This window comes from Spirillospora sp. NPDC127506 (assembly GCF_040302145.1).
Lineage (GTDB): Bacteria > Actinomycetota > Actinomycetes > Streptosporangiales > Streptosporangiaceae > Spirillospora.
Map to the genome: position 1 here is coordinate 96,997 of NZ_JBEORG010000015.1, position 23,409 is coordinate 120,405.

Below are 23,409 nucleotides of genomic sequence, written 5' to 3' on the forward strand. Positions count from 1 at the left end.
GGACGGGTCAGTGGCCGCGCGGGGCGTACATGATCACGGCCATGCCGGCGAGGCAGACGAGGGCGCCGGCGATGTCGAAGCGGTCCGGGCGGTACCCGTCGGCGACCGCGCCCCACAGGATCGACCCGGCGACGAAGACCCCGCCGTAGGCGGCGAGGACCCGGCCGAAATGGGCGTCCGGCTGGAACGTGGCCGCGAAGCCGTACAGGCCGAGCGCGCCGGCGCCGGCCCCGACCCAGAGCCATCCGCGCTGCTCGCGCAGGCCCTGCCAGACCAGCCAGGCGCCCCCGATCTCCAGGACGGCGGCGACGGCGAACAGCGCGATGGAGCGGGCGACGAGCACGGACGTCCTCCTGCGCCCCCCGGTCAGGGGGCGAACAACTCGTTGACCAGGTCGGAGGCGTCCGCCGGGGCGCGCACCTCCAGATGGACCGCCTCGCCCTCCAGATGGAGCCGGAAGTCGAAGAACGGGCAGCACCGCTGCTCGGCCGCGGCCAGCTTCGCGACGGCACCGGCCTTCTCGACGGGCAGCGTAACGCGCACCCCGCCGGGGATCTCCACCGGCCGCGCGCCGCCCACGACCGCCCGCCACTCGGCGACCCGCTCGGCCATGCCCTCCCCGCTGAGCGAGCAGACGATCGCCACCTCGGGTCCACGGACCGCGGAGCATCCGCATTCATCACCGCACCGCTCGGCCGTCTCACCGCCGGACGGGGCGGCGGCAGGCTCCGCGGGGGCGGGCAGGTCGGAGGGGAAGCCGCATTCGGCGTCGCAGGGTTCCGCCCGGTCGGGGAGCGCGTCCAGGCGGTCGAGGACGCTCCGCAGCGAGGCGGTGAACGCCTTCAGGTCGGCCAGGCGGTGCTCCGCCTCGGCCAGCCGGCCGGCCACGCGGGGGCGCAGGTCCGCCTTCACGTCCGCGCACGCCCCGGTCTCCCACACCGCGAGCAGTTCCCCGATCTCGTCGAGCGGCAGGCCGAGGTGCTTGGCCGAGCCGATGAACGCGAGCCGCGTGACCGCGTCCTCCCCGTACGCCCGGTAGCCGGACGGGGTGCGGTCCGCGGGCAGCAGGCCCGCGCTTTCGTAGTACCGCAGCGTCGTCGCCGGCACACCGCTGCGCTCGGCGAGCTGCGAGATGCGCATCGTCGTCATGCTTCGACGCTAAACCTTCGACCCGGCTCGAAGGTCAAGCCTCCAGCGGGGACTTCCCGGCATGGCCGCCCGGTTCGGCGCCGCCGAGGACGGCGAAGATCGCGCTGGACTCGTGCCGCGGGCAGCGGGTGAGGCCGTCCGCGCCGTCCGGGGCGCAGGTCCGGCCGTCGCCCTGTGCGACACTTGGTCGGCGCCGCGGCGGGGGGACACCGGCCGGCGGCGGCCATCGGCGGGCCGGCGGAGCGGCCGGGGAGAAGACGGGAGGGGGCCGCGGTTGAGCGGCGGTACGGGGACGCCGGGGGACATCGCGGCCGAGGCGGCGCGCCGGCGGACGTTCGCGATGATCAGCCATCCGGACGCGGGGAAGTCGACGCTGACCGAGGCGCTCGCGCTGCACGCGGCGGCCATCGAGCAGGCGGGCGCCGTGCACGGCAAGGCGGGGCGCGGCGGCGTCCGGTCCGACTGGATGGACATCGAGCGGTCCCGCGGCATCTCGATCACCTCCTCGGTGCTGCGCTTCGAGTTCGGCGGCGCGCTGCTGAACCTGCTCGACACCCCCGGCCACGCCGACTTCTCCGAGGACACCTACCGGGTGCTCGCGGCCGTGGACGGCGCCGTCATGCTGCTCGACTCGGCGAAGGGCCTGGAGGCGCAGACGCTCAAGCTGTTCGACGTGTGCCGGCACCGCCGCATCCCGGTGATCACGTTCGTCAACAAGTGGGACCGGCCCGGACGCGAGCCGCTCGAACTGCTGGACGAGGTCGAGCAGCGCATCGGGCTGCGCCCCGCCCCGCTGACCTGGCCGGTCGGCGCCGCGGGCGACTTCCGCGGCCTCATCGGCCGGGCGGACGGCGCGTTCACCCGGTTCCGCCGCACCCCCGGCGGCGCGACCCGCGCGATCGAGGAGCGGGTGCCCGCCGAGCGGGCGGCCCGCGAGGAGGGCGACGCCTGGCGGACCGCCCTGGAGGAGCTGGAGCTGCTCGACGAGATCGGCGCCGTCCTCGACATGGACGCCTTCCGCGCCGGGGTGTGCACGCCCGTGCTGTTCGGGGCGGCGCTGCCCAACTTCGGCGTCGGGGCGCTGCTGGAGACCGTGCGGCGGCTGGCGCCCGCCCCGTCCGCGCGCGCCGACTCGGACGGGACCGAGCGTCCGGTGGACGCGCCGTTCTCCGGCCAGGTGTTCAAGGTGCAGGCGGGCATGGACCGGGCGCACCGCGACCGGCTGGCGTTCATCCGGGTGTGCTCGGGCCGCTTCGAGCGCGGCATGACCCTCACGCACGCGTCGACCGGGCGCCCACTGGCGACGAAGTACGCGCAGACGATGTTCGGCCGCGACCGCTCGACGCTGGACGCCGCCTACCCGGGCGACGTGATCGGGCTGCCCAACACGTCCGGGCTGACCGTCGGCGACACCCTCTACACGAAGACCCCGGTCCGGTTCCCGCCCATCCCCGCGTTCGCGCCCGAGCACTTCATGGTGGCGCGCGCGAAGGACAACGGGCGCGCCAAGCAGTTCCGGCGCGGCATCGAGCAGCTCGGCGGCGAGGGCGTCGTGCAGGTGCTGCGCAGCGACGTGCGCGGCGACCAGGCGCCGGTGCTGGCGGCGGTCGGGCCGCTGCAGTTCGAGGTGGTCGCCGCGCGGATGGCCGACGAGTTCGGCGCGCCGATCGAGCTGACCCGGCTCGACTACTCGATCGCCCGGATCACCGACAAGGAGTCCGCCGAGGAGCTGGGCGGGCGGCGCGGCGCCGAGGTCTTCGCCCGCCCGCTGGACGGGTCGCTGGTCGCGGTGTTCACCGACAAGTGGCGGCTGCGCGCCATCGAGCGCGAGCACCCGGGCCTGACGCTCACCCCCATGCTCGCCGCCGGCGTCCAAGACTGACGGCACGGCCGCCCCGGATTTGGGCGCCGCCGGCGTCCAGGACTGACGGCACGGCCCCCGGCCTGGGCGCCGCCGGCGTGCGGCGGGTCCGGGGTGATGGTTGCGGAAGGGGTGTTGACGGTCGTCCCGCCGCGTCTCTACGTTCAGGGGAAAGCGCTTTCTGGTCGGCCGAGCCGAGAGGAGCGGCGTTGAACGGATCAAGCCGGGGCGGGTGCCGGGGGCGTTCACCTGCGGCGTGTCGCCCTTTCGGCGCGCTCATAAGGGCAACACGCCGCAAGTGAACGAGGTCCGGGTGTGGGAGCGCTCCCATGCGAGCGAGTTCCAGGGGTTCTTCCGGCGGCACCACCGGGAGCTGGCCCGGCTGGCCTTCGTGCTGCTGGGGGATCCGGACGGCGCGGACGACGTGGCGGCGGACGCGATGGCGGCGGCCTGGCGGCGCTGGGACCGGGTGCGCGCCGCCGACCAGCCGCTCGCCTACGTGCGGCGGATGGTCGTCAACATGGCGCGGAGCCGGATCCGCGTCCTCGTCCGGGAGCGCGACCGGGCCGAGCGGCTCGGCGCCGGGCTCGACGACCGCGTGCACGGGCCGGACGTCCCGGCGATCGTGGACGTCCGCGCGGCGCTGCTGCGGCTGCCGCAGCGCAAGCGGGCCTGCGTGGTGCTGCGGCTGGGCTTCGACCTGTCGGAGAAGGAGACGGCCCAGCTCCTCGGCGTCGCGGTCGGCACGGTGAAGAGCCAGACCGCCAAGGGCGTCGCCGAGCTGGCGCGGCTGCTCGCGGACGGCCGCGGCCGAGCGGCAACCTTCCGGGGCCCGCCGGGCGACTAGCGGGAGAAGTCCCCCGCCCACTCCCGAGGGAGTCCCCGTGAGATCCGCAGCCAGACGCGTCCCCCTGCTCCGCCATCTGCTGCCGCTGGCCGTCGCCGCGGCGGCCGCCGCGGCCCTGCCCGCCACCGCGCCCGCCCCCGCGACCGCGGCTGCCGCCCGCCAGGCGGAGGACCTCGACCGCGGGCTGATCAGCGTCCGGTCGGGCAACGGCAACTACGTCGGCTGGCGCCTGCTCGGCACCGACCCGGCCGGCACGACGTTCGCCCTCTACCGCGGGTCGTCCCGCATCGCCACGGTCACGGACTCGACCAACTACTGGGACCAGGGCGCGCCGGCGGACGCCTCGTACACCGTCCGGCCGATCGTGAACGGCGGCGAAGGGGCCTCGTCCGAGCCGTCGCTGCGCTTCGGCGACGGGTACCTGGACGTGCCGATCCAGCGGCCCGGCTCCGAGTACAGCGCCAACGACGCGAGCGTCGGCGACCTCGACGGCGACGGGCGGCTGGAGATCGTCCTCAAGTGGGACCCGTCCAACTCCAAGGACAACTCGCAGAGCGGCTTCACCAGCGACGTCTACATCGACGCCTACCGGCTGGACGGCGCGCGGCTGTGGCGGATCGACCTCGGCCGCAACATCCGCGCCGGCCAGCACTACACGCAGTTCCAGGTGTACGACTACGACGGCGACGGCCGCGCCGAGGTCGCCATGAAGACCGCGGACGGCACCGTCGACGGCACCGGCCGGGTCATCGGGAACGCGGGCGCCGACTACCGCAACTCCAGCGGGTACGTCCTCAGCGGCCCCGAGTACCTCACCATGTTCGACGGCCGGACCGGCGCGGCGATGCAGACCGTCGACTACGTGCCGCCGCGCGGGAACGTCTCGTCCTGGGGCGACTCGTACGGCAACCGCGTCGACCGCTTCCTCGCCGGCACCGCCTACCTGGACGGCTCCCGGCCCAGCCTGATCATGGCGCGCGGCTACTACACCCGCACGGTGATCGCCGCCTGGGACTGGCGGGACGGGCACTTCACCCGCCGCTGGACGTTCGACACCAACAGCTCCACCAACCAGGGGCGGGGCTTCGACGGCCAGGGTTCGCACAGCCTGTCCGTCGGCGACATCGACCAGGACGGCCGCGACGAGATCGTCTACGGCGCGATGGCGGTGGACGACAACGGCTACGGCATGTGGACGACCCGCACCGGCCACGGCGACGCGCAGCACCTCGGCGACTTCGACCCGGCGCGCCCGGGGCTGGAGTACTTCAAGGTGAGCGAGTCGTCCGGCCAGCCGTCGTCGCTCTACATCGACCCGCACAACGGGCAGATCCTCTGGCAGACCTCCCCGTGCTGCGACAACGGGCGCGGCGTCGCCGGGGACATCTGGACGGGCCGGATCGCCGCCGAGTTCTGGTCGTCGAGCGTCCCCGAGCTGCGCAGCGTCACCGGCAACAACGCCGGCCGCAAGCCGTCGTCCGCGAACTTCCTCGTCTGGTGGGACGCCGACCCGGTGCGGGAGCTGCTGGACGGCACCCACATCGACAAGTACGGGCCGTCCGGCGACACCCGGCTGCTGACCGCGTCGGGCGTGCACTCGAACAACGGCACCAAGGCCGTCCCGTCGCTGAGCGGCGACCTGTTCGGCGACTGGCGCGAGGAGGTCATCTGGCCGACCGCCGACGACACCCGGCTGCGCATCTACACGACCCGGGACGTCACCGGCACCAAGCTCTACACGCTCCTGCACGACACCCAGTACCGGACGGCACTGGCCTGGCAGAACACCGCCTACAACCAGCCGCCGCACCCGAGCTTCTTCCTGGGCGACCGCATGCCGGCCCAGCCCCGGCCGCAGATCTACGTGCGGTGACGCGGCCCGGCCCCCGCACCTGAACCCCGCCGAGCGAGCCGGGAGAGCCCACCCCGCTCTCCCGGCTCGCCCATGCTCGGCGCGCTTAAGCGGATTGTGCCGGTGAACGGCCCGTCCGTCGGCAGATCATGCCGAACTTCGGGGCGCCGGGAGCTGGTTCAGTGCCCTGCCTGGACTGGTCATGCCGGGACGGGGCCGGCGGTCCGGCCGGAACCTTGAACGGCGCCGAACGCGGGGCTACCGTGCCACGTACAGATAGGAAAGTTTCCTATCTGATGGAGGCTCCCCATGCCCCGCGCCCCTCCATCGCCGGGTGGCATCGACGCACCCCCATGACCACCCCGCTCAGCAAGGACCCCCCGCCATGAAGAAAGCCCGACGCAGGACCGCCGCGATCGCGGCCGGCCTCGGCGCCGCCCCCCTGATCGCGGTCGTCCTCCCGGCGACCGCCGCCTACGCCCACGGCTACGTCTCGGCGCCCATGAGCCGCCAGGCGCAGTGCGCGGCGCGCATCGTCCAGTGCGGATCCATCCAGTGGGAGCCGCAGAGCGTCGAGGGCCCGAAGGGCCTGCGGAGCTGCAGCGGCGGCAACGCCCGCTTCCGCGAGCTCGACGACGACGGCCTGCCGTGGCAGGCCGCGTCCGTCGGCAACACGGTGACCTTCACCTGGACGTTCACCGCCCGGCACCGGACCCGCGACTACGAGTACTACCTCGGCGGCAGGCGCATCGCCTTCGTCGACGGCCACGACCAGCAGCCGCCGTCCTCCGTCTCCCACACCGTGAACCTCGGCGGCGTGACGGGACGGCAGAAGGTGCTCGCCGTCTGGAACATCGCCGACACCGCCAACGCCTTCTACGCCTGCATCGACCTCCAGGTGCGCTGACGCGCCCTGCCGCGTGCACACCCCGCACGCGAGCCCCTCCGCACGCGCGCCCGCCCGCACCGGGCGGCCGCGCGTGCGATCACCCCGCGAAAGAGTCGAGTCCCGAAGGAAGTGATCAGGTGCGACGTCTCCTGACGATGCTGAGCGCCGCGCTGCTCGCGGCAGGATGCCTGTCGGCCGTCCTGCCCATGGCGTCGGCCACCGCCGCCGCGTGCGCGGCGGCGTGGAACGCGTCCGCCGTCTACACCGGCGGCGCGTCCGTGTCCTACAACGGGCACAACTGGTCCGCGCGATGGTGGACGCAGAACGAGACCCCCGGCACCGCGGAGGTCTGGACCGATCAGGGCGCCTGCGGCGGCGGGACGTCCGGTCCCGGCTGCTCCGCCCCCGACTGGACGGCCGGGCAGTGGTACCCGGTGGGCAGCGTCGTCAGGTACACCGACGGCAAGTACTACATCGCCGTCCATGAGAACCCGGGCTACGACCCCGTGATCAGCAACTGGTTCTGGGACCCGTACGCCTGCGACGGCCCGACCGACCCTGGGCCCTCCGACCCGCCCGCCCCCGGCGGCTTCGTGGTGAGCGAGGCGCAGTTCAACCAGATGTTCCCGGGCCGCAACTCCTTCTACACCTACGCCGGGCTGACCGCGGCGATGGCGTCGTTCCCGGCGTTCGCCAAGACCGGCAGCGACACGGTGAAGAAGCAGGAGGCCGCGGCCTTCCTCGCCAACGTCAGCCACGAGACCGGCGGTCTGGTCTACATCGTCGAGCAGAACACGAGCAACTACCCGCACTACTGCGACGCGGGCCGGCCCTACGGCTGCCCCGCCGGCACGGCGGCCTACTACGGCCGCGGCCCGATCCAGCTGAGCTGGAACTTCAACTACAAGGCGGCGGGCGACTCCCTCGGCATCGACCTGCTGCGCAACCCGTGGCTCGTCGAGCAGGACGCGGCCGTGGCCTGGAAGACCGGGCTCTGGTACTGGATGACCCAGAGCGGTCCCGGCACCATGACCGGGCACAGCGCCATGGTCAACGGACGCGGCTTCGGTGAGACGATCCGCAGCATCAACGGCTCTCTGGAGTGCGACGGCCGGAACCCGGCCCAGGTCCAGAGCCGCGTGAACGCCTACCAGCGGTTCACGCAGATCCTCGGCGTCCCGGCCGGCGGCACCCTGACCTGCTGACGGCCCGCGCTCGCCACCCCGAGCCCGGACGGCCCGAGCCCGGACGGCCCGAGCCCGGACGGCCCGAGCCCGCCGCCCCGGACGCGGACCGTCCGGGGCGGCGGCGGGCCTCATGCGGGCTTGCGGATGTAGCCGATGACCAGTTCGGCCAGCTCGTCCACCATGCGGTCGTGCGGGATGGGCGGGCGGTCCAGGACGTACTTGATGGAGAGCAGGCCGACGGTCTCGGTGATGATCCAGAGTGTCGCGTCGATGTCGAGGTCGTCGCGGAACGCGGAGCGGTTGACCAGGAGGTAGACGCGGATCAGGTCGGTCAGCCGCCGCTGCAGCGCGGCGAGCTTGTCGAACGGGCCGAGCCGCGGCACCTGCTCGACGATGATCCGCAGCAGGTCGGCGTTCTCCTCGAACAGGCGGATCTGCGCGTCCAGCAGGGCGCGGCCGGCGTCCTCCCAGGGCAGCCGCATGGTGGCCTCGATCTCGGCGCCGAGCCGGTCGGCGAGATGGTCGGCGAAGCGGTCCAGGACGGCGATGACGATCGCGTCCTTGTTGGGGAAGTACTGGTAGAGCGACCCGTTGCTGATGCCCGCGGTCTTGGCGATGCGGTTGGTGGACGCGCCGTCGTAGCCGCGTTCCGACAGAACGCGAGTGGCGGCCTCCAGGATGCGTTCCACCATCCGGCGCGAACGGTCCTGGGTGGGGATTCGGCGGGGCGAAAGCCCAGGTGAGGAGGCCATCGGCGGTTCCCTCGCAAACGCGACTTGTAAGCGACTCCTTATTCGCGTTCAACTTACCGGAGGAGCTCTTTCAGGAGGTATGCCGCATGACGGTGACCGAGGGGGCGTCCGCGGCCCGGCCGGCCGAGCCGGAGCGCGGCGAGCCCGTCCCGTTCGGACCCGGGTCGCTGCTGTGGGAGCAGATCGGCCTCTACACGTCGGCGATCGCGGGCAACAGCGTGTTCATCCTGCAGGTGATGCATCCGGCGATCGGCACCGTGGTCGACCGGCGGTCCAGCTTCCGCACCGACCCGCTCGGCCGCGCCGCGCGCAGCTTCGCCTCGGTGCAGATGTGGGTCTACGGCGGGCGGGCCGCCATCGAGGAGGGCAAGCGGCTGCGCGAGATGCACAAGTCGCTGAGCGCCGTCGACGAGGAGGGGCGGCGCCATCACGCGCTGTCGGCCGAACCGTGGGCGTGGGTGCACCTGACCGGCTTCTACGCCGCCGTCGCCGCGGCGGAGTACTTCGCGCCGGCGCCGCTGACGACGGACGAGGAACAGCAGATCTTCGACGAGTTCCTCCAGCTCGGCAGGATCCTGCGGGTGCCCGAGCGGATGCTGCCGGGGAGCATCCCGGAGTACTGGGAGTACTTCGACGACATGGTCGCCAACACGCTCGTCCCGCACAAGGTGGCCTACGAGGTCCTCGCCCAGATGAGCCAGGTCCCGCCCAACGTGCCGAAGCTGCTGCGCCCCGCGGTCGCGCCGCTGAGCGAGGCCGGCGGCCGGCTCGGCCGGCTGATCACCATCGGCACCCTGCCGGAGGCGGCGCGGGAGAAGCTCGGGCTGCGGTGGACCGCGGCGGACGAGCGCAGGCTGCGGCTGGTCGCGCAGGTCATCGGGCGGAGCACGCCGCTGCTCCCCGAACGCCTCCGGTACATGCCGATCGCCTACCGCGCGCGGCAGGCCGCCCGCGCCCAGGAGCGGCTGGAGCGCGCCTTGGCGCACCGGCCCATGTGACGTCCGGCCCGGGAGTCCCGCGGCTCACCTGAGAGATCGTCAAAATTCGAACTTTTCGCCTCCGGCCCGGATCATACGGGCTGAAACGGATTCTCGTGGCATCCGCCGAGCCGGAGGTCGTACATGGATTACGTGGTCCTGATGATCGCGGGAAGCGCCCTTCTCGCCGGGGCCGTCGCCTATGGCGTCACGCACCGCGACTTCCACGCGGGAGGCAGGGCGGCGGCCGCCCTGGCCTGCGCGCTCCTCGTGGGCGCCGCCTCCCTGTACATCCCCTATCTCCCCGTGCTCGCCCTGCTGGGCACCGCGGTCATCTACCTCATCGTGCGGCGCGTGTTCTCCGCGGGAACGGCGCTCGCCGCCGCGGGCCTGGTCCTCGTCGCCGGCTGCTCGTTCTCCGTTCTGCTCATGATGGCCGCCCTACAGACCATGTGACGCCTTGGCGACCGCCCGTACGGCCGCGTCCACTTCCTCATGGGTGTTGTAGAGGTAGAAGCTGAGGCGGCAGCTCGCCGGGGGCGTCAGGCCGAGCGCGTGGTGCGCGAGGGTGGCGCAGTGGCACCCGGCGCGCGACTCCACGCCCATCGCGTTCAGCTCCTCCGCCACCCGGACCGGGTCCCGGCCCGCGAGGTTGAAGGACACCAGGGACGTGCGCCGGCACGGGTCCTCCGGCCCGTAGACCGTGATCCCGTCGACGGCGGCGAGCGCGTCGAGCGCGTGGGCGGTGAGCCGCCGGTTCCAGGCCGACACCCGGTCCATCGCGGCGCGGACGGCGTCCCGGCCGAAGGGGCGGGACGTCCCGAAGTACACCGGCCGGTCCGGTGACAGCGCCAGGTCCAGCAGGAGGCGCAGCGCCTGCGCGGACACGATCGCGCCGAGGATGTTCGGCGTCCCGGCGGCGTACTTCCAGGGCAGCGCGTTGTACTCGACGCGGTCCGGGAACACCCGCCCCTCGGCGATCATGTCGCCGCCGTAGAGGAAGGGCGGCGCGGCCGCCAGCAGGTGCTCCCTGCCGTACAGCACGCCCACGCCGAACGGCGCCAGCAGCTTGTGGAACGAGAACGCCAGGTAGTCGGCGTCGAGGGCGCGCACGTCCACGAAGGCCCCCGGCACCAGCTGGGCGGCGTCGACCAGCAGCAGGGACCGCCGCTCGCCGGTCGGCTGCGGGTAGCCGCTGCCGTCGGCCAGCGCGCGGACGGCGGGCAGCGGCACGCGCGTGCCGAGGAAGTTGGACGCCCCGGTGCAGCAGACCAGCTTGGTGCGCCCGTCGATCAGCGAGGCCAGGTGCTCCAGGTCGAGCTCGCCCGTGCGCGGGTCGAACCGCGCGAGGCGCAGCTCGACCCGGCGGCCGAGCCGCGGCAGCAGCTCCCGGCACAGCGCGTGCCACGGGACGTAGTCCGAGTTGTGCTCCATCAGCGTGGTCACCATGTTGTCGCCGTCGCGGAACTCGGTGAGCAGCGAGTACATGACCGCGTTGATCGCCTCGGTCGCGTTGCGGAACAGCGCGACGCACTCCCGGCCGGGCGCGCCGATGAACCGCGCGATCGTGTCGTAGGCGTCCTCGAACAGCGCGGTCATCTCCCGCGACGCGGTGGACTGGCCCCGGTGGACGTTCTCGTAGCCGGGCGCGAGCGTCCGGTAGAGGTCCGCCAGCTCGCGCGGCGGCTGGGTGCTCGCCGCGTTGTTCGTCGCGATGCGGCCGCGCCCGGGGAACGCGAAGTGCCTGCGGACGGCCCGCACGTCCAGCACGCCGGAGGTCATGGGCTCGGGACGGTGGTCCAGGCCCCGGTCATCGGCGGGCCGAAGACGCAGCCGTCATGGGCGAGGACGTCGGCCAGCAGGCGGTCGGCGAGGGTGGCCGGGTCGAGTTCGGCGGCGGTGGCGACGCCCGTCCGCTCCATCAGCGGCGCCGTCGCCCCGATCACGTTGGCCCAGCCCCAGGCGGGGGCGTCCGGGCCGCCGCCGGCGAACGTCTCGACCAGCAGCCGCGGTCCGGGCAGCCCGGCGGCGCGGAACGCCGGGAACAGCGCCGGGCCCATGCGCCGTTCGAAGCCGGCCTTCTCCAGCGCGTCCAGGAACCACCCGTGCGCGCGGTCCCACAGCGGCGTCGCGGGGGCGGCGGGCGCGTAGGCCAGGTCGGCCTCGTGCGCGCAGACCACGCCGCCCGGACGGACCTGCGACGCGGCACGGCGCAGTGCCGCCGCCGGGTCCGGCAGGTACATCAGGAGCAGCCTGCACACGACGGCGTCGAAGCCGCCGCCGATCGTGTCGAGGGTCCGCACGTCGCCCACCCGGTACTCGATGTTGGGCGCGTCCGTGCGCCGCCGGGCGAGCTCGACCGCCGCGGGGTCGCGCTCGACGCCCACCACGGCGCCGTCCGGTCCCACCAGCTCGGCGGCGAGCCGGGTCACGTTGCCGGCGCCGCTGCCGAGGTCGAGCACGCGCATGCCGGGCGCGATCCCCGCGCGGCGCAGCAGCCGCCGGGTGAGCGGGTCGAAGAGCCTGCCCTGGGCCACGAGGCGCTCGTCCTCGGCGGCTCGGTCCGCGAACGGATAACTCGTCATGGTTCCTCCCCGTGTGTTCGCTGTACGGCAAGCGTGGCCGGGGGAGGCGCGGATGTCGTTGGCCTACCGCGCGGGGTCCTTTGCATTGCGTGCGGACCTGCGGTACTCCGACGGCGGCAGCCCGTGCTCGGCGCGGAACGCGCGGCTGAAGTCGGCCGCGCTGGAGAACCCCCAGCGGGCCGCGATGGCCGCGACCGGGCGGGCGGCGAGCGCCGGGTCGGCGAGGTCGCCGCGGCACCGCTCCAGCCGGCGCCGCCTGATCCAGCCGGCGACCGTCAGGCCCTCGTCGTGGAAGAGCTGGTGGAGGGTGCGGACCGAGATGTGGTGCGCGGCCGCGATGCTCGCCGGGGTCAGCCCGGGGTCGCCGAGGTGCTGCCGGATGAAGCCCTGGATCGTGGTGAGCAGGGCGTGCCGCCTGGCCTGCGGCGTGTCCCAGTCCCGCACGTCCAGTTCGCCGGCCAGGCGCGTGGCCAGCACCTCCAGCGCGGCGGACGACACCCGGGCCGCCTCGGCGGGGCTGAGATGGTCGACGTTGCGGGCGAGCCGGAGCAGGAACTGCGACGTGAGGTCGCCGAGGCCGCTCGTCGCCGGGATGCGCATCGCGGTCAGCCCGCGCACCCGGCCCGGCGGCAGCGGCAGCAGCGACGGCGGGAACATGAACGTCATCACCCGGGTCGGCCGGTCGTCGAGGCCGCACACCACCTCATAGGGACGGCGGGTGTCGTAGAAGGCGAACTCGGCGGGCGAGAGGAGGGCCTGCCGCCCGCCCTGGCCGACGCCGCAGCGACCGCCGCCGCACACCAGGAAGAGCTTCAGCAGGTCGGGGTCGGCCATGGAGATCATGCTCGGCGTGCGGTGCACCGTGATGGGCATGATGTCCATCACGACCACCTGCATCGGGCCGAGCCCGCTGGTGCGGAACTTCCCCCGGTAGCCGTCCCAGCGGCCGATCGGACGGCACTCCATCGGCACCCATGTGTTCGCCGTCATCTGCCGGAAGAACTCGGTGCGGTCGGCGACGGGCACATCGTCGACCGTGATGAGCGCGCTCATCGCAAACCCCCGCGGAACGGCGGGCGCTTGCGCGCGCCCCCCGGCGACTACGGTCACGCGCGGATGCCATGAGCGGAACCATGCTGGCCGCACCCGGCCAGACCAAACCGGTTCGCCGCCGCGAGAGATGCGGTCAAGAACTGACCGCTTTCCTTGCGACGCTGGGGTCATGACCGTTCTGGACGACCGGGCGCTCAACCGGGCCACGCTCGCCCGCCAGCTTCTGCTCGACCGCGCCGACCTGCCCGTGCTCGACGCCGTCGCCCACCTCGGCGGCCTGCAGGCGCAGGAACCGCAGGAACCGTTCGTCGGGCTCTGGTCGCGGCTCCGCGGGTTCGACCCGGCGGCGCTCTCGGATCTCCTGACCGGGCGGCATGCGGTGCGCACCCACCTGATGCGCCGCACCGTCCACCTCGTCACCGCCGCCGACGCGCTCGCGTGGCACGCCCGCCACCAGGCCATGATGTGCCAGAGGGTGCTCGGGGCCTACCGCCGCGAGCTGGAGCGGGTGGATTTCGGGGAACTCGCCGCGGCGGGCCGCGCGGTGATGGAGGACGGCCGCCCCCGCACGTCGGCGGAGCTGGTCCGCGCGCTGCCCGAGCGCTGGCCGCAGGCGGGGCCGCGGGCGCTGGGGGAGATGCTCGGCTCCCTGGTCCCGATGGTGCAGGCGCCGCCGCGCGGCCTATGGCGCACCAAGGCGGGGGTGCGCCACGCCCTGCTCTCCTCCTGGCTCGGCCGGGACGTCGACCCGCTGCCCGCGGACGGCTCCGACCCGGTCGGCCGGGAGCTGCTGCGGCGCTACCTCGCCGCGTTCGGCCCGGCGTCCTCGTCCGACCTGCGCGCCTGGTGCGGTCTCGCCGGCCTGCCCGCCGCGGTCGCGGCGCTGCGCCCGGAGCTGGTCGCGTTCCGGGACGAGCGCGGCCGCGAGCTGCTCGACCTCCCCGGCGCCCCGCGCCCGGACCCCGGCACGCCCGCCCCGGTGCGCTTCCTGCCGGCGTTCGACAACGCGATCCTCGGCTACCAGGACCGCCGCCGCATCATCGACGACGCCCACCGCGGCCTCTCCGTCGCCGGTGAGCGCGTGGTCCTGGTCGACGGCCGCGTCGCCGCCACCTGGACCACCGAGGCGGACGCGGTCGTCATCGCCCCGCTGCGCCCGCTCTCCAAACCCGACCGGACCGCCGTCGCCGATGAGGGGGAACGCCTGGCGTCCTTCCTCATCGGCGACGAGCGCCCTCGGGTGAAGCTCACGGGCTGAAACCCGGAGGCGGGCGCGGCCGGGCCGGCCGCGCCCGCCTCCGGTGCGGGATCAGAGCGGGTACTGCGGCGGCTCGCCGCGCATGGTGATCCAGCGGATCTCGGTGAACGCCTCGATGTTCGCCGAGGCGCCGCCGAAGCGGGAACCGGTGCCGGACGCCCCGACGCCGCCGAACGGGGCGTTGGCCTCGTCGTTCACCGTCTGGTCGTTGATGTGGACGATGCCCGTCGGGATCTGCTCGGCGACGGCCAGGCCGCGCATCACGTCCCGGGTCACGATGCCGAGCGAGAGCCCGTAGTCGCCCGCGGCGGCCAGCTCCACCGCCTCCGAGGCGGACGACACGCGGGTGATCGGGGCGACCGGGCCGAACACCTCCTCGGCGAACGCGGGCGCGGTCAGCGGGATGTCCGCGAGCACCGTGGGGCGGTAGAAGAGCTGCTCGTAAGTGCCGCCGGCCGCCAGCTTCGCGCCCTGGTCGACGCTCGCGGTGACCATCCCGTGGATCTTGTCGCGCTGGCCGGCGTCGATGACGGGGCCGAGCGCGACCTCGCCGGCCGCCGGGTCGCCGACCGGGAGCCCGCCCGCCTTGGCGGCGAGGCGCTCCACGAAGTCGTCGTAGAGGCGGTCGGCGATCAGGTGGCGGCCGGTGGTCATGCAGATCTGGCCCTGGTGGAAGAACGAGCCCCAGGTGGCCAGGTTCACCGCCGCGTCCACGTCGGCGTCGTCCAGGACGAGCATCGCGGAGTTCCCGCCGAGTTCGAGGTGGGCGCGCTTGAGGTGCCGCCCGGCCAGCTCGCCGATGCGGCGGCCGACCTGGGTGGAGCCGGTGAACGAGATGACCCGGACGTGCGGGTCGGTGATCATGGCCTCGCCGACGTCCGCGCCGCCCGGCAGCATCTGCAGGACGCCCGGCGGCAGCCCGGCCTCCTCGAACACCCGCGCCATCAGCGTGCCGCCCGTGACCGCGGTGCGCGGGTCGGGCTTGAGGAGGACGGCGTTGCCCAGCGCGAGCGCCGGCGCCACCGAGCGGATGCCGAGGATGATCGGCACGTTGAACGGCGAGATCACCCCGACCACGCCCGCCGGCATGCGGCGCGCCATGGACAGCCGCGGCTCCTCCGACGGCAGGATCTCGCCGGTCGCCATGGCCGGCAGGCCGGCCGCGTTGTAGCACTCCTCCGCCGCGACGTGCAGGGCGAACCCGGCCATGCCGGGGACCGTGCCGACCTCGCGGACGTTCCAGCCGCTGATCTCCTCGGCGTGCTCCTGCCACAGGTCGCCGGCCTTGCGCAGGACGGCGGCGCGGGCGGTGTGCGGCAGCGCGGCCCACTCCCGCTGCGCCTTGGCGGCGCTCGCGGCGGCCTCGGCGACGTCCTGCGCGTTCGCCTGCCCCATCCGGCCGAGCTCGGCGCCCGTGGCCGGCTCGACCACGGCGTAGTCACCGCCGTGCGCCGCCGTCCACGCACCGTTCTTGAAGATGTTCCCCTGCCAGTCGACGCTGTCCAGCAGTCCCACGGCGGTTCCTCCTTCTCCTGTCGTGTTCTCAGTGCTTCATGCGGAGCACCGGCTTGAGCACCTCGCCGCGGCGGCTGCCGCCGAGCGTTCCGGCCACGCGCTCGCCCCAGGTCCGGCAGGGCCGCCGGCACCGGGGCGGCGGGGAGCCCGGCGGCGTCGAACAGGGAGGCGGGCGGGGCCGGCAGCGGCTCGACCGGCCATTCGCGCCCGCCGGCCGCGACGGTCGTCGCGCCGATCGGCGGCGCGGACGCCGGCCGTGTCGATCAGGTCCTCGACCCCGACCGGGACGCCGTGCAGCGGGCCGCGCCGGCCGGCGCGTTCCGGCTCGGCGGCCCGCGCGCGGGGCATGTCCGCCGTGACCGCGGTGTAGGCGTGCACGTGCGGTCCGCTGGCGGCGATCGCGGCCGGCATCCTCTCGGTCGGGCCGGCGGGTCTGAGCCGGCCCGTCGTGACGGCGGCGACCGGTTCACTGGGCGACATCGGGCCTCCGCACGTGGTAGCCGGCGGGGAAGAGGCTCAGCTCCGTCCTTCCGCGGATCAGGCCCCACAACCCGCCTGGTAGTAGCCACAATGCCACCGCGATGCCGCCCGCGCCCAGCAGGACGAGGTACCCCGAGCCGTAGTCGCCGAGGACGGCGGCCGTCTTGAGGAGCAAACCGCGCGCCGGGATCTCGCTCACGCTGAACTCCTTGGTCACGGCCGGGAAGCCGGAAGTGGTGCGACCGTACGCACCCGCCGTCGGCAGGAGCAACGGGTCGTTCCGAGAATTCGAACGCGATTTTGCTATCTGGAACCTTGGTCTGACGTGGGGCGATACCCGAGCCGCCTGGAGATCTCGGCGGCGGTGCGCCGCAGCGGCGGTTCGACGCGTCCCGCCAGGGCGTCCACCGACGCGGGCGCGACCGTCAGGTGGACGGCGACGTTGACCGCCGCGATGACCGCGCCCGAGCGGTCGCGCACCGGCGCCGCGAACGACCGCAGGCCGGGCGCGAGCTCCTCGTCGTTGACCGCCACGCCGGTCTGGCGCACCCGCGCCAGCGCCGCCGTGAGCTGCTCCCGGTTGGTGATCGTCTTCGGCCCGCGGCGGGCCAGGTCGGTGCGGTCGAGGAGCTGCCGCAGCTCCGCCGCGTCCTTGTGGGCCAGCAGCACCTTCCCCATCGACGTGCAGTAGGCGGGGAGCCGCGACCCGACGTGGAGGTTGAGGTCCATGGCCAGCGCGCTGCGCCGGCCGCTGCGCCTCCGGTCGACGTAGACGACGTCGAGGCCGTCGCTGAGCCCGATGCTGGCGGTGTAGCCGGTCTCGTCCGCCAGGGCCTGGAGCGGCGGGCCGGCGATGCTCGTCAGCTCCATCGAGTCGATCGCCGCGAACCCGAGGTCCACCGCGCGGGGGCCGAGGGAGTACTTCTTGGTCTCCGGGTCCTGCTGCAGGTACTCCAGCCTGGTCAGCGTGGCGACGTAGCGGTGCGCCGTGCTCTTGGTGAGCCCCGCGGCCCGCGCCAGCTCGGCGACGCCCAGCACCGAGCGGTCCCCGGTGAAGGCGGACAGGACGCGCAGCCCCCGCTCCAGCGAGGCGGAGAAGGACGGGTCGGCGGCCCTGCGGGCACGCCGGCGCGCGGAGTCGTCATCGGTCACAGCGGTCAGAATACGATCTGACTGTTCCAGTTATTCGAACGTTTTTGACCGTCGGGCGCGTGGTGGCAATGTTCTAGGGCCGCAACCGACCGACGTGAGCGAGGAGAACGGCCCCATGGCGGACTGGCGCACACCTCGCGTCGGGCACTTCATCGGCGGCGAGTGGGTGGACTCCGCGTCCGGCCGCTCCTACCCGAACCGCTCCCCGTGGTCGGGGGAGACGCTCGGCGAGGTCGCCGCCGGCGACATCGAGGACGCCGAACGGGCCGTCGCCGCCGCGCACGCGGCGTTCGAGGGCTGGGCGCGGACGCCGCCGCACGAGCGCCAGCTCGTCTTCCTGCGCGCGGCCGAGGTCCTGGAGCGGCGCGGCGGTGAGGTGCTCGCCGCCCTCGCCGACGAGACCGGCTGCGGGCGCACCTTCGGCGCCGTCCAGCTCGACTTCGCCGCCAAGCTGCTCCGCCAGGCCGCGCAGTTGCCCTACCGGCCCGCGGGGGAGCTGCTGCCGTCGGACGCCGCGGGAACCACGGCGATGGCGGTCCGCCGGCCGGTCGGCGTGGTCGCGGCGATCGCGCCGTGGAACGCCTCGCTCACCCTCGGCGGCCGGGCGATCGTCGGGCCGCTCGCGCTCGGCGACACCGTCGTGCTGAAGCCGTCCGAGGAATCCCCGTACACGGGCGGTGCGCTCTGGGCGGAGATCCTCCAAGAGGCCGGCCTGCCCGCGGGCGCGCTCAACGTCGTCACCCACGCCCCCGGCGAGGCCGGCGGCATCGGCGACGCGCTGCTCGCCGACCCGCTCGTCAAGCGGATCAACTTCACCGGCTCCACCCCCACCGGCCGCCGCCTCGCCGAGAAGGCCGGACGGCACCTCAAGCGGGTCGTGCTGCAGCTCAGCGGGCAGAACCCGCTCATCGTCGCGGGCGACGCCGATCTCGACTACGCCGTGAACGCCGCGACCTACGGCGCCTTCGTCCACCAGGGGCAGGTGTGCATGTGCGCCAGGCGCGTCTACGTCGAACGCCCGCTGGCCGAGGAGTTCGCCGAGCGCTTCGCCGCCCGCGCCGCGGCGCTGCCGGTGGGCGACCCGGCCGACCCGGACACGGTCATCGGCCCGGTGATCAACGAGTGGGCCCTCGCCCTCATCGACCGCCGCGTCAAGGAGGCCGTCGGCCTCGGCGCCCGCGTGCTGGCCGGCGGCGACCCCGCCCCGCCGTGCTACCCGGCCACCGTCCTCGCCGACGTACCGGACGAGGCGGAGATCGCGCAGGGCGAGACGTTCGGCCCCGTGGTCGTCCTCGAAGCGGTCGACTCCGCCGAGGCCGCCGTCGCCCGCGCCAACGCCTCCGACTTCGGCCTCGTCGCCTCGGTCATCACCGGCGACCGCCCGCGCGGCCTCCGCCTGGCCGAGGCCCTCGACGCCGGCATCGTCCACGTCAACGACCAGCCGGTCAACGACGAGCCGCAGATGCCGTTCGGCGGCGTCAAGGACACCGGCTGGGGCCGCTTCGGGCTGGGCTTCGCCGCCGAGGAGTTCTGCGAACTCCAGTGGATCACCGTCCGCGACCAGGACCGCGGCTTCCCCTTCTGACCCGGGGCGGCGGGGCCGACCGCGGGCGGCCGGCCGGGCGGCCTCGCGGTCAGCCGGCGCGCCGCTCGATCGCCGCGGCGAGGTGGTCGAGTTCCTCGCCGCGGTGGGCGCGGTGCTGCTCCGTCCAGGACTCGTCGTGGAGCGGGTCGAGCGTCATGACCAGGCGCGTGCGGGCGCCGGCCGGCTCCAGGACGACGGTCGTCAGGTGCTCGTACGGCTCGCGGCCGGGCACGAAGTCGATCAGCGACAGGTAGGCGAGCCGGTGCGGCGGCGCCACCTCGGTGAACGTCTTGCGCACCTCCGCGGCGAGCGGGTTGCCGGTGTCCCGCATGAACGCGACCTGCTCCGGCGCCGTCGCGGTCATGGTGTACCGCAGCAGGCCGCCGGGCCTGAGGTCGAGTGCGTCCACCCGGCTCTCGAAGCCGTCCGGGGCGAACCACTCCCCGAGCCCGCCGGCGGTCGTCAGCAGTTCCCAGACGAGCCGGACCGGAGCGTCGTAGACGCGTTCGAGCCGCGCGGCCGTCGGGCTCGGCGTGTGCGATGAGGTCATCGTTCCTCCTGTCGGAAGGCGGCGGCGTTCAGCCCCAGCGGCTGATCTCACCGGCGGGGTAGGCGGCGAACGCGCCGCTTTCGGCGCCGGTCTTGAGGCTGGTCAGGTAGGAGCCCCAGTTGGTGCTGCATCCGCTCATGAACTCGTCGGCCTCCCGCCAGCCGGCGTGGGAGAACAGCAGCGTCGTGCCGCCGCGTCCGGCGGAGCGCAGGGTGAACGTGATCAGGGTGCCGATCCAGCTGCCGGGCCCGCCGGTGACCCGCCAGACCACCCGGTCCGGCTCGTCGGTGAGCACCTCCATCGCGGCGGCGGGCTGCTCGGCGTCGCCGAAGTACACGGCGAAGCCGGAGCCGACGGCGTGCTCTCCGGTGAGCGGCCGTCCCGTCCACCAGCTGGCGATGCCGCCGGTGTCGGTGATGAGGTGGTGCACCCGCTTGGGCGGCGCGTCGATGCTGACGCGGTGCAGGATGTCGGGCATTGCGGTCTCCGTTCACTCAGGCAGATCCGCAGCGAAGACGAACGGCCGCCCCACCAGACGGACACCCCGCGAAAAGATCCCGCGGCAGCGGTGCGGAAGGTGGCCACGACAGCTGTGCGAAAGCCCGGCGGACGGTGCGGAGACCCGCGGCGCCGGCGGCGCGTGCCGCCCGCGATGCCGCCCGGCGGCGCGGCCCCGGCACGGTGAAATGGCGGGTGCGGAATTGATTGCGGGCCGCCCGGGCGATCGTTAATGTGTAACATGCGGGGGTGGAATGGGAAACCCCTGTTCCGGCCCCTATGTTCGGCGGCCCTTCAATCGACCCCTATCGTTTCTCTCAGCCTATGTTCTGAATGGCGTCCGGACTAGCATCCGAATATGGACGTCTCCGTCAGCGGCGCACCTGCGAGCAATAAGGTCGAAAATGCGGTGCGCGACTTCCTCGACGCGCCCGCCGCATCGGTTCCCGCCTTGTTCCGTCAGCTTGACGCCGCCTTCCGCAGTCCCGCCGGGGTGGCCTCCGAGGAGGCATCCGACACCGCTTCCGCCTTCGCCGTGCACGTCGAGCCGGCCAGGGCGACCGACGAGGGGCGCGCGGCCGTGCCCGTGCTCGCGTCCGCGCTGCGCGAGGGCGCGCCCGCGGACCGGGCCCCGCATCTCGTCATGCTCCTGGCGCTGCTCGCCGACACCGACGCGCACGACGCCGTGCGGGTCGAGTCCGCGGCCGTGCTGTCCCTGTTCGACGGGGCGGCGGCCGACCGCCGGCTCACCGCCGCCCTGCTGCACTTCGCCGGGTTCTTCCCCGAGGACCGGGAGCGGGTGCTGAAGGCGTCGGACGCGCTCCGGCTGAGCGCCGACGACCGGAGCCGGCTGCTCCGCTCGCTCGACGAGGAGCGCACCGAGGGCCACGCCCTCGGCCGCGAGTGGCCCTCGCCCGCGATGTGGGCGGTCACCGAGGCGGAGCTGGAGGCCGACCGGAGGAACTGGATCTCCGCCATGCCGGAGAGCGACCTGGACGCGCTCTGGGCGGGCGACACCCGCAAGATCCGCGACTACTCGGCGCTCAAGGCCCTCGCCCTGCTGGACACGCCGGTCCGGCCGTACCGCGCCGAGCCCGACTACGCCGAACCCGAGCCGCCCGCGCCCGCAGGCCGGGCCGCGGACGCCCCCTCGGCCGTCGAGCTGCTCGCCCCGGCCGCGGCGCTGCTCGCCTGCCCCGACTGCCGCGGCCCGCTCGCGCTCGCCGCCGAGGGCGCGCGGTGCGGCTCGTGCGGGAAGCAGCACCCGGCGACCGGGGACTGGCTCGACCTGTCGTCCGAGGCCGGGAACACGCTGGAAGCGATGATCATCAACGATCCGGGGAAGGTGGCCCGCTACGAGCGCGGGCTCCGGCCCGCGTTCCTGCGCGCGATGGGCCGGGACTTCGAGGGCCTGCTCACCGTCGAGCAGGAGATCGACTTCCTGGAGCGGCACCTCGGCCGGGTGACCGGTCCGGTCCTCGACCTCGCCGCCGGGACGGGCCGCTTCACCAGGGTCGTCGCCGAGACGGTCCCCGGCCCCGTCATCGCGCTGGACCTCGCGACCTCGATGCTGGCCGCGCTCCAGGCGACCCCGCCGAAGCTGCCCGCCGTGCGCGGCAGCGCGCTGAGCCTCCCCGTCGCGGACGCCTCGCTGGGCGCGGTGACCTGCTGGAACGCGCTGCAGACCCTGCCCGGTCAGGAGCAGGTGATCCACGAGGTGAGCCGCTGCCTGGCGGACGGCGGCACATTCGCGCTGTTCACCTTCGAGCAGTCCGCCGACCCGCTCTACCGGGAATTCCAGGCGCGCCACGAGAAGGACCTGCTGGTCGAACTCCAGCCGCGGGAAACGCTCATCCGCTGGCTCGTGGAGGCGAAGTTCACCGTTCGAGAGGTGCACCGGCCCGGCTGCTGCGTGCTGCTTGCGGCCATTCGCGACCCGCGTTGAGCGGACCGCCGCGCGAAAAGGAACTCCGAGCAAGGAACCAATGATGAAATTCGTCATTATCGGAATCGGCGTGGGCGGTCTCGCCACCGCCCGATATCTGCTGGACGCCGGCCACGAGGTCGAGATCTACGAGCAGGCGGACCGGCTGCGCACCGAGGGCGCGTCCCTCATCCTGTGGTCCAACGGCACCGGGATCCTGCGCGACCTCGGCGTGGAGCCGGAGGCCATGGGCAGCCGCATGGACGCCATGAACACCCTGTCGGAGCGCGGCGACACGCTGCTGCGGCTCGACCTCACCCGGCTGGAGCGGCGGTTCGGCCACCCGACCGTGGTCGTGCCGCGCGGCGACCTCGTCCAGGAGCTCGCCAAGGGCCTGCCCGACGGCGTGCTCAACTACGGCAAGCGGTGCGTCGGGATCAGTGAGCCGCCGGACGGCGCCGCGGGCCCGCTCATCGCGGAGTTCGACGACGGCACCAAGGCCGAGGGCGACGTCGTCATCGGCGCCGACGGGCACCGCTCCGCCGTCCGCCGCTACCTGCACGGCGAGACGCCCGCCGCCTACACCGGCTTCGCGACCTGGCACGGCCTCACCCGGCTGCCGGTGGGCCTGCCGCACGAGACCACCGGCATCGTCTTCCACGGCAAGTCGGGCTTCTCGACGATGTTCTCCGCGGGCGACGGCCAGATCCAGTGGGTGTTCGTCACGCCGTGGGCCGAGGGCGACACGGTGCCGCGCGGCGTGCGGGACGAGCGGACCGGCGACCGCGGCAGCGGCGAGGGCGCGTCCGCGACGCAGAACCTCAGGGAGCGGTTCGGCGGGGTCGTCTCGCCCGTCCCCGAGCTGCTGGAGCGGCTCGTCGACGACGAGATCGGCCTGTTCCCGCACATCCTGCACCAGGTTCCCGACCGGCCGGGCCGGGGGCGGATCACGCTCATCGGCGACGCGCTGCACGCCGTCCCGCCGACGCTCGCGCAGGGCGTCAACCAGACGCTGGAGGACGCGTGGTGCCTCAACCAGGTGCTGACCGGGTCCGGGACGGCGCCCTCCGGCGTGCGGGCCGTCGAGTCGTGCCTGCGCTCCTACGAGGCGATGCGGGTCAGGAAGCTGCAGCGGCTCCACGGGATGGCGAAGTTCTCGGAGCGGCGGCCGACGCCGTCGCCGCTGCTGCGGTTCGTGCCCTGGCTGGTGCCGCACACCCGCATGACCGGCTGGACCGTCAAGACCTACAGCAACTTCCTCGCCTGAGAGAAACCCCGTCCCCCCGGCGCCCGGC

The 23,409-nt window shown here is 73.7% G+C and carries 22 protein-coding genes; 11 read left to right on the forward strand and 11 right to left on the reverse strand.

What is annotated here, in order from left to right; genetic code table 11:
• Positions 1-7 precede the first annotated feature (7 nt).
• On the reverse strand, positions 8-343 hold the full coding sequence (locus tag ABTW95_RS16865) for a YnfA family protein (protein WP_396449515.1): 336 nt from the start codon (positions 341-343) through the stop codon (positions 8-10).
• A 23-nt stretch (positions 344-366) separates the two neighbouring features.
• Positions 367-1,149 carry a MerR family transcriptional regulator gene (locus tag ABTW95_RS16870; protein WP_500226713.1) on the reverse strand — a complete coding sequence of 261 codons (783 nt, stop codon included), beginning with the start codon at positions 1,147-1,149 and terminating at the stop codon, positions 367-369.
• Between the two features lie 274 nt (positions 1,150-1,423).
• Here ABTW95_RS16870 and ABTW95_RS16875 point away from each other — a divergent pair, with 274 nt between their 5' ends.
• The 5 genes from ABTW95_RS16875 to ABTW95_RS16895 all read left to right on the forward strand — a co-directional run bounded on the left by ABTW95_RS16875 (position 1,424) and on the right by ABTW95_RS16895 (position 7,803).
• Positions 1,424-3,031, forward strand: coding sequence for a peptide chain release factor 3 (locus ABTW95_RS16875; protein ID WP_500226714.1), 1,608 nt, complete (start codon positions 1,424-1,426; stop codon positions 3,029-3,031).
• A gap of 277 nt (positions 3,032-3,308) precedes the next feature.
• The gene (locus ABTW95_RS16880) at positions 3,309-3,857 is read left to right on the forward strand and encodes a SigE family RNA polymerase sigma factor (RefSeq protein WP_396448178.1); all 549 of its coding nucleotides are present in this window, start codon (positions 3,309-3,311) and stop codon (positions 3,855-3,857) included.
• A gap of 37 nt (positions 3,858-3,894) precedes the next feature.
• Positions 3,895-5,730 carry a rhamnogalacturonan lyase gene (locus ABTW95_RS16885; RefSeq protein ID WP_500226715.1) on the forward strand — a complete coding sequence of 612 codons (1,836 nt, stop codon included), beginning with the start codon at positions 3,895-3,897 and terminating at the stop codon, positions 5,728-5,730.
• Between the two features lie 364 nt (positions 5,731-6,094).
• Entirely contained in the window at positions 6,095-6,616 is a 522-nt protein-coding gene (locus ABTW95_RS16890; RefSeq protein ID WP_396448180.1) for a lytic polysaccharide monooxygenase auxiliary activity family 9 protein, read from the forward strand.
• Between the two features lie 137 nt (positions 6,617-6,753).
• The gene (locus tag ABTW95_RS16895) at positions 6,754-7,803 is read left to right on the forward strand and encodes a glycoside hydrolase family 19 protein (RefSeq protein WP_500226732.1); all 1,050 of its coding nucleotides are present in this window, start codon (positions 6,754-6,756) and stop codon (positions 7,801-7,803) included.
• Positions 7,804-7,913: 110 nt separating this feature from the next.
• On the opposite strand, the gene ABTW95_RS16900 is transcribed toward ABTW95_RS16895, so the two are convergent.
• Positions 7,914-8,477 carry a TetR/AcrR family transcriptional regulator gene (locus tag ABTW95_RS16900; protein WP_396448181.1) on the reverse strand — a complete coding sequence of 188 codons (564 nt, stop codon included), beginning with the start codon at positions 8,475-8,477 and terminating at the stop codon, positions 7,914-7,916.
• A 146-nt stretch (positions 8,478-8,623) separates the two neighbouring features.
• On the opposite strand from ABTW95_RS16900, the gene ABTW95_RS16905 reads away from it, so the two are divergent.
• A complete protein-coding gene (locus ABTW95_RS16905; protein ID WP_500226716.1) occupies positions 8,624-9,535 on the forward strand; it encodes an oxygenase MpaB family protein in 912 nt (303 codons plus the stop codon).
• Positions 9,536-9,658: 123 nt separating this feature from the next.
• Positions 9,659-9,970 (forward strand): hypothetical protein, encoded by a 312-nt coding sequence (locus ABTW95_RS16910; RefSeq protein ID WP_396448183.1) that lies wholly within the window; start codon positions 9,659-9,661, stop codon positions 9,968-9,970.
• On the opposite strand, the gene ABTW95_RS16915 is transcribed toward ABTW95_RS16910, so the two are convergent.
• The 3 genes from ABTW95_RS16915 to ABTW95_RS16925 all read right to left on the reverse strand — a co-directional run bounded on the left by ABTW95_RS16915 (position 9,956) and on the right by ABTW95_RS16925 (position 13,152).
• Entirely contained in the window at positions 9,956-11,296 is a 1,341-nt protein-coding gene (locus ABTW95_RS16915; RefSeq protein WP_500226717.1) for an aminotransferase class V-fold PLP-dependent enzyme, read from the reverse strand. The two genes, ABTW95_RS16910 and ABTW95_RS16915, sit on opposite strands and share 15 nt — an antisense overlap.
• The gene (locus ABTW95_RS16920; RefSeq protein ID WP_500226718.1) at positions 11,293-12,099 is read right to left on the reverse strand and encodes a class I SAM-dependent methyltransferase; all 807 of its coding nucleotides are present in this window, start codon (positions 12,097-12,099) and stop codon (positions 11,293-11,295) included. The genes ABTW95_RS16915 and ABTW95_RS16920 overlap by 4 nt, the downstream gene beginning before the upstream one ends.
• Before the next feature lie 63 nt (positions 12,100-12,162).
• Entirely contained in the window at positions 12,163-13,152 is a 990-nt protein-coding gene (locus ABTW95_RS16925) for a helix-turn-helix domain-containing protein (RefSeq protein WP_500226719.1), read from the reverse strand.
• Positions 13,153-13,321: 169 nt separating this feature from the next.
• Between ABTW95_RS16925 and ABTW95_RS16930 the strand changes: the two genes are divergently transcribed.
• On the forward strand, positions 13,322-14,410 hold the full coding sequence (locus ABTW95_RS16930; protein WP_500226720.1) for a winged helix DNA-binding domain-containing protein: 1,089 nt from the start codon (positions 13,322-13,324) through the stop codon (positions 14,408-14,410).
• Positions 14,411-14,461: 51 nt separating this feature from the next.
• Here ABTW95_RS16930 and ABTW95_RS16935 read toward each other — a convergent pair whose 3' ends face one another.
• The 3 genes from ABTW95_RS16935 to ABTW95_RS16945 all read right to left on the reverse strand — a co-directional run bounded on the left by ABTW95_RS16935 (position 14,462) and on the right by ABTW95_RS16945 (position 17,557).
• The gene (locus tag ABTW95_RS16935; protein WP_500226721.1) at positions 14,462-15,925 is read right to left on the reverse strand and encodes a benzaldehyde dehydrogenase; all 1,464 of its coding nucleotides are present in this window, start codon (positions 15,923-15,925) and stop codon (positions 14,462-14,464) included.
• 466 nt (positions 15,926-16,391) lie between these two features.
• Positions 16,392-16,604 (reverse strand): hypothetical protein, encoded by a 213-nt coding sequence (locus ABTW95_RS16940; protein WP_500226722.1) that lies wholly within the window; start codon positions 16,602-16,604, stop codon positions 16,392-16,394.
• Between the two features lie 104 nt (positions 16,605-16,708).
• Positions 16,709-17,557 (reverse strand): IclR family transcriptional regulator, encoded by an 849-nt coding sequence (locus ABTW95_RS16945; RefSeq protein WP_396448191.1) that lies wholly within the window; start codon positions 17,555-17,557, stop codon positions 16,709-16,711.
• 115 nt (positions 17,558-17,672) lie between these two features.
• On the opposite strand from ABTW95_RS16945, the gene ABTW95_RS16950 reads away from it, so the two are divergent.
• A complete protein-coding gene (locus ABTW95_RS16950; RefSeq protein WP_500226723.1) occupies positions 17,673-19,142 on the forward strand; it encodes an aldehyde dehydrogenase family protein in 1,470 nt (489 codons plus the stop codon).
• A gap of 49 nt (positions 19,143-19,191) precedes the next feature.
• On the opposite strand, the gene ABTW95_RS16955 is transcribed toward ABTW95_RS16950, so the two are convergent.
• Complete coding sequence (locus ABTW95_RS16955) at positions 19,192-19,692, reverse strand: SRPBCC family protein (RefSeq protein WP_500226724.1); 501 nt, start codon at positions 19,690-19,692, stop codon at positions 19,192-19,194.
• A 28-nt stretch (positions 19,693-19,720) separates the two neighbouring features.
• Positions 19,721-20,170, reverse strand: coding sequence for an SRPBCC family protein (locus tag ABTW95_RS16960; protein WP_500226725.1), 450 nt, complete (start codon positions 20,168-20,170; stop codon positions 19,721-19,723).
• Between the two features lie 378 nt (positions 20,171-20,548).
• Here ABTW95_RS16960 and ABTW95_RS16965 point away from each other — a divergent pair, with 378 nt between their 5' ends.
• Positions 20,549-22,135 carry a class I SAM-dependent methyltransferase gene (locus ABTW95_RS16965; RefSeq protein WP_500226726.1) on the forward strand — a complete coding sequence of 529 codons (1,587 nt, stop codon included), beginning with the start codon at positions 20,549-20,551 and terminating at the stop codon, positions 22,133-22,135.
• A gap of 43 nt (positions 22,136-22,178) precedes the next feature.
• On the forward strand, positions 22,179-23,381 hold the full coding sequence (locus ABTW95_RS16970) for an FAD-dependent oxidoreductase (protein WP_396448196.1): 1,203 nt from the start codon (positions 22,179-22,181) through the stop codon (positions 23,379-23,381).
• Positions 23,382-23,409: the final 28 nt, after the last annotated feature.

Excerpts from the sequence above, each read along its gene's own strand:
- ABTW95_RS16870 (WP_500226713.1), bottom strand. The coding sequence starts at position 1,149 with ATGACGACGATGCGCATCTCGCAGCTCGCCGAGCGCAGCGGTGTGCCG.
- ABTW95_RS16890 (WP_396448180.1), top strand. The coding sequence starts at position 6,095 with ATGAAGAAAGCCCGACGCAGGACCGCCGCGATCGCGGCCGGCCTCGGC.
- ABTW95_RS16895 (WP_500226732.1), top strand. The coding sequence starts at position 6,754 with ATGCTGAGCGCCGCGCTGCTCGCGGCAGGATGCCTGTCGGCCGTCCTG.
- ABTW95_RS16900 (WP_396448181.1), bottom strand. The coding sequence starts at position 8,477 with ATGGTGGAACGCATCCTGGAGGCCGCCACTCGCGTTCTGTCGGAACGC.
- ABTW95_RS16905 (WP_500226716.1), top strand. The coding sequence starts at position 8,624 with ATGACGGTGACCGAGGGGGCGTCCGCGGCCCGGCCGGCCGAGCCGGAG.
- ABTW95_RS16910 (WP_396448183.1), top strand. The coding sequence starts at position 9,659 with ATGGATTACGTGGTCCTGATGATCGCGGGAAGCGCCCTTCTCGCCGGG.
- ABTW95_RS16915 (WP_500226717.1), bottom strand. The coding sequence starts at position 11,296 with ATGACCTCCGGCGTGCTGGACGTGCGGGCCGTCCGCAGGCACTTCGCG.
- ABTW95_RS16920 (WP_500226718.1), bottom strand. The coding sequence starts at position 12,099 with ATGACGAGTTATCCGTTCGCGGACCGAGCCGCCGAGGACGAGCGCCTC.
- ABTW95_RS16925 (WP_500226719.1), bottom strand. The coding sequence starts at position 13,152 with ATGAGCGCGCTCATCACGGTCGACGATGTGCCCGTCGCCGACCGCACC.
- ABTW95_RS16930 (WP_500226720.1), top strand. The coding sequence starts at position 13,322 with ATGACCGTTCTGGACGACCGGGCGCTCAACCGGGCCACGCTCGCCCGC.
- ABTW95_RS16950 (WP_500226723.1), top strand. The coding sequence starts at position 17,673 with ATGGCGGACTGGCGCACACCTCGCGTCGGGCACTTCATCGGCGGCGAG.
- ABTW95_RS16955 (WP_500226724.1), bottom strand. The coding sequence starts at position 19,692 with ATGACCTCATCGCACACGCCGAGCCCGACGGCCGCGCGGCTCGAACGC.
- ABTW95_RS16960 (WP_500226725.1), bottom strand. The coding sequence starts at position 20,170 with ATGCCCGACATCCTGCACCGCGTCAGCATCGACGCGCCGCCCAAGCGG.
- ABTW95_RS16965 (WP_500226726.1), top strand. The coding sequence starts at position 20,549 with ATGGACGTCTCCGTCAGCGGCGCACCTGCGAGCAATAAGGTCGAAAAT.
- ABTW95_RS16970 (WP_396448196.1), top strand. The coding sequence starts at position 22,179 with ATGAAATTCGTCATTATCGGAATCGGCGTGGGCGGTCTCGCCACCGCC.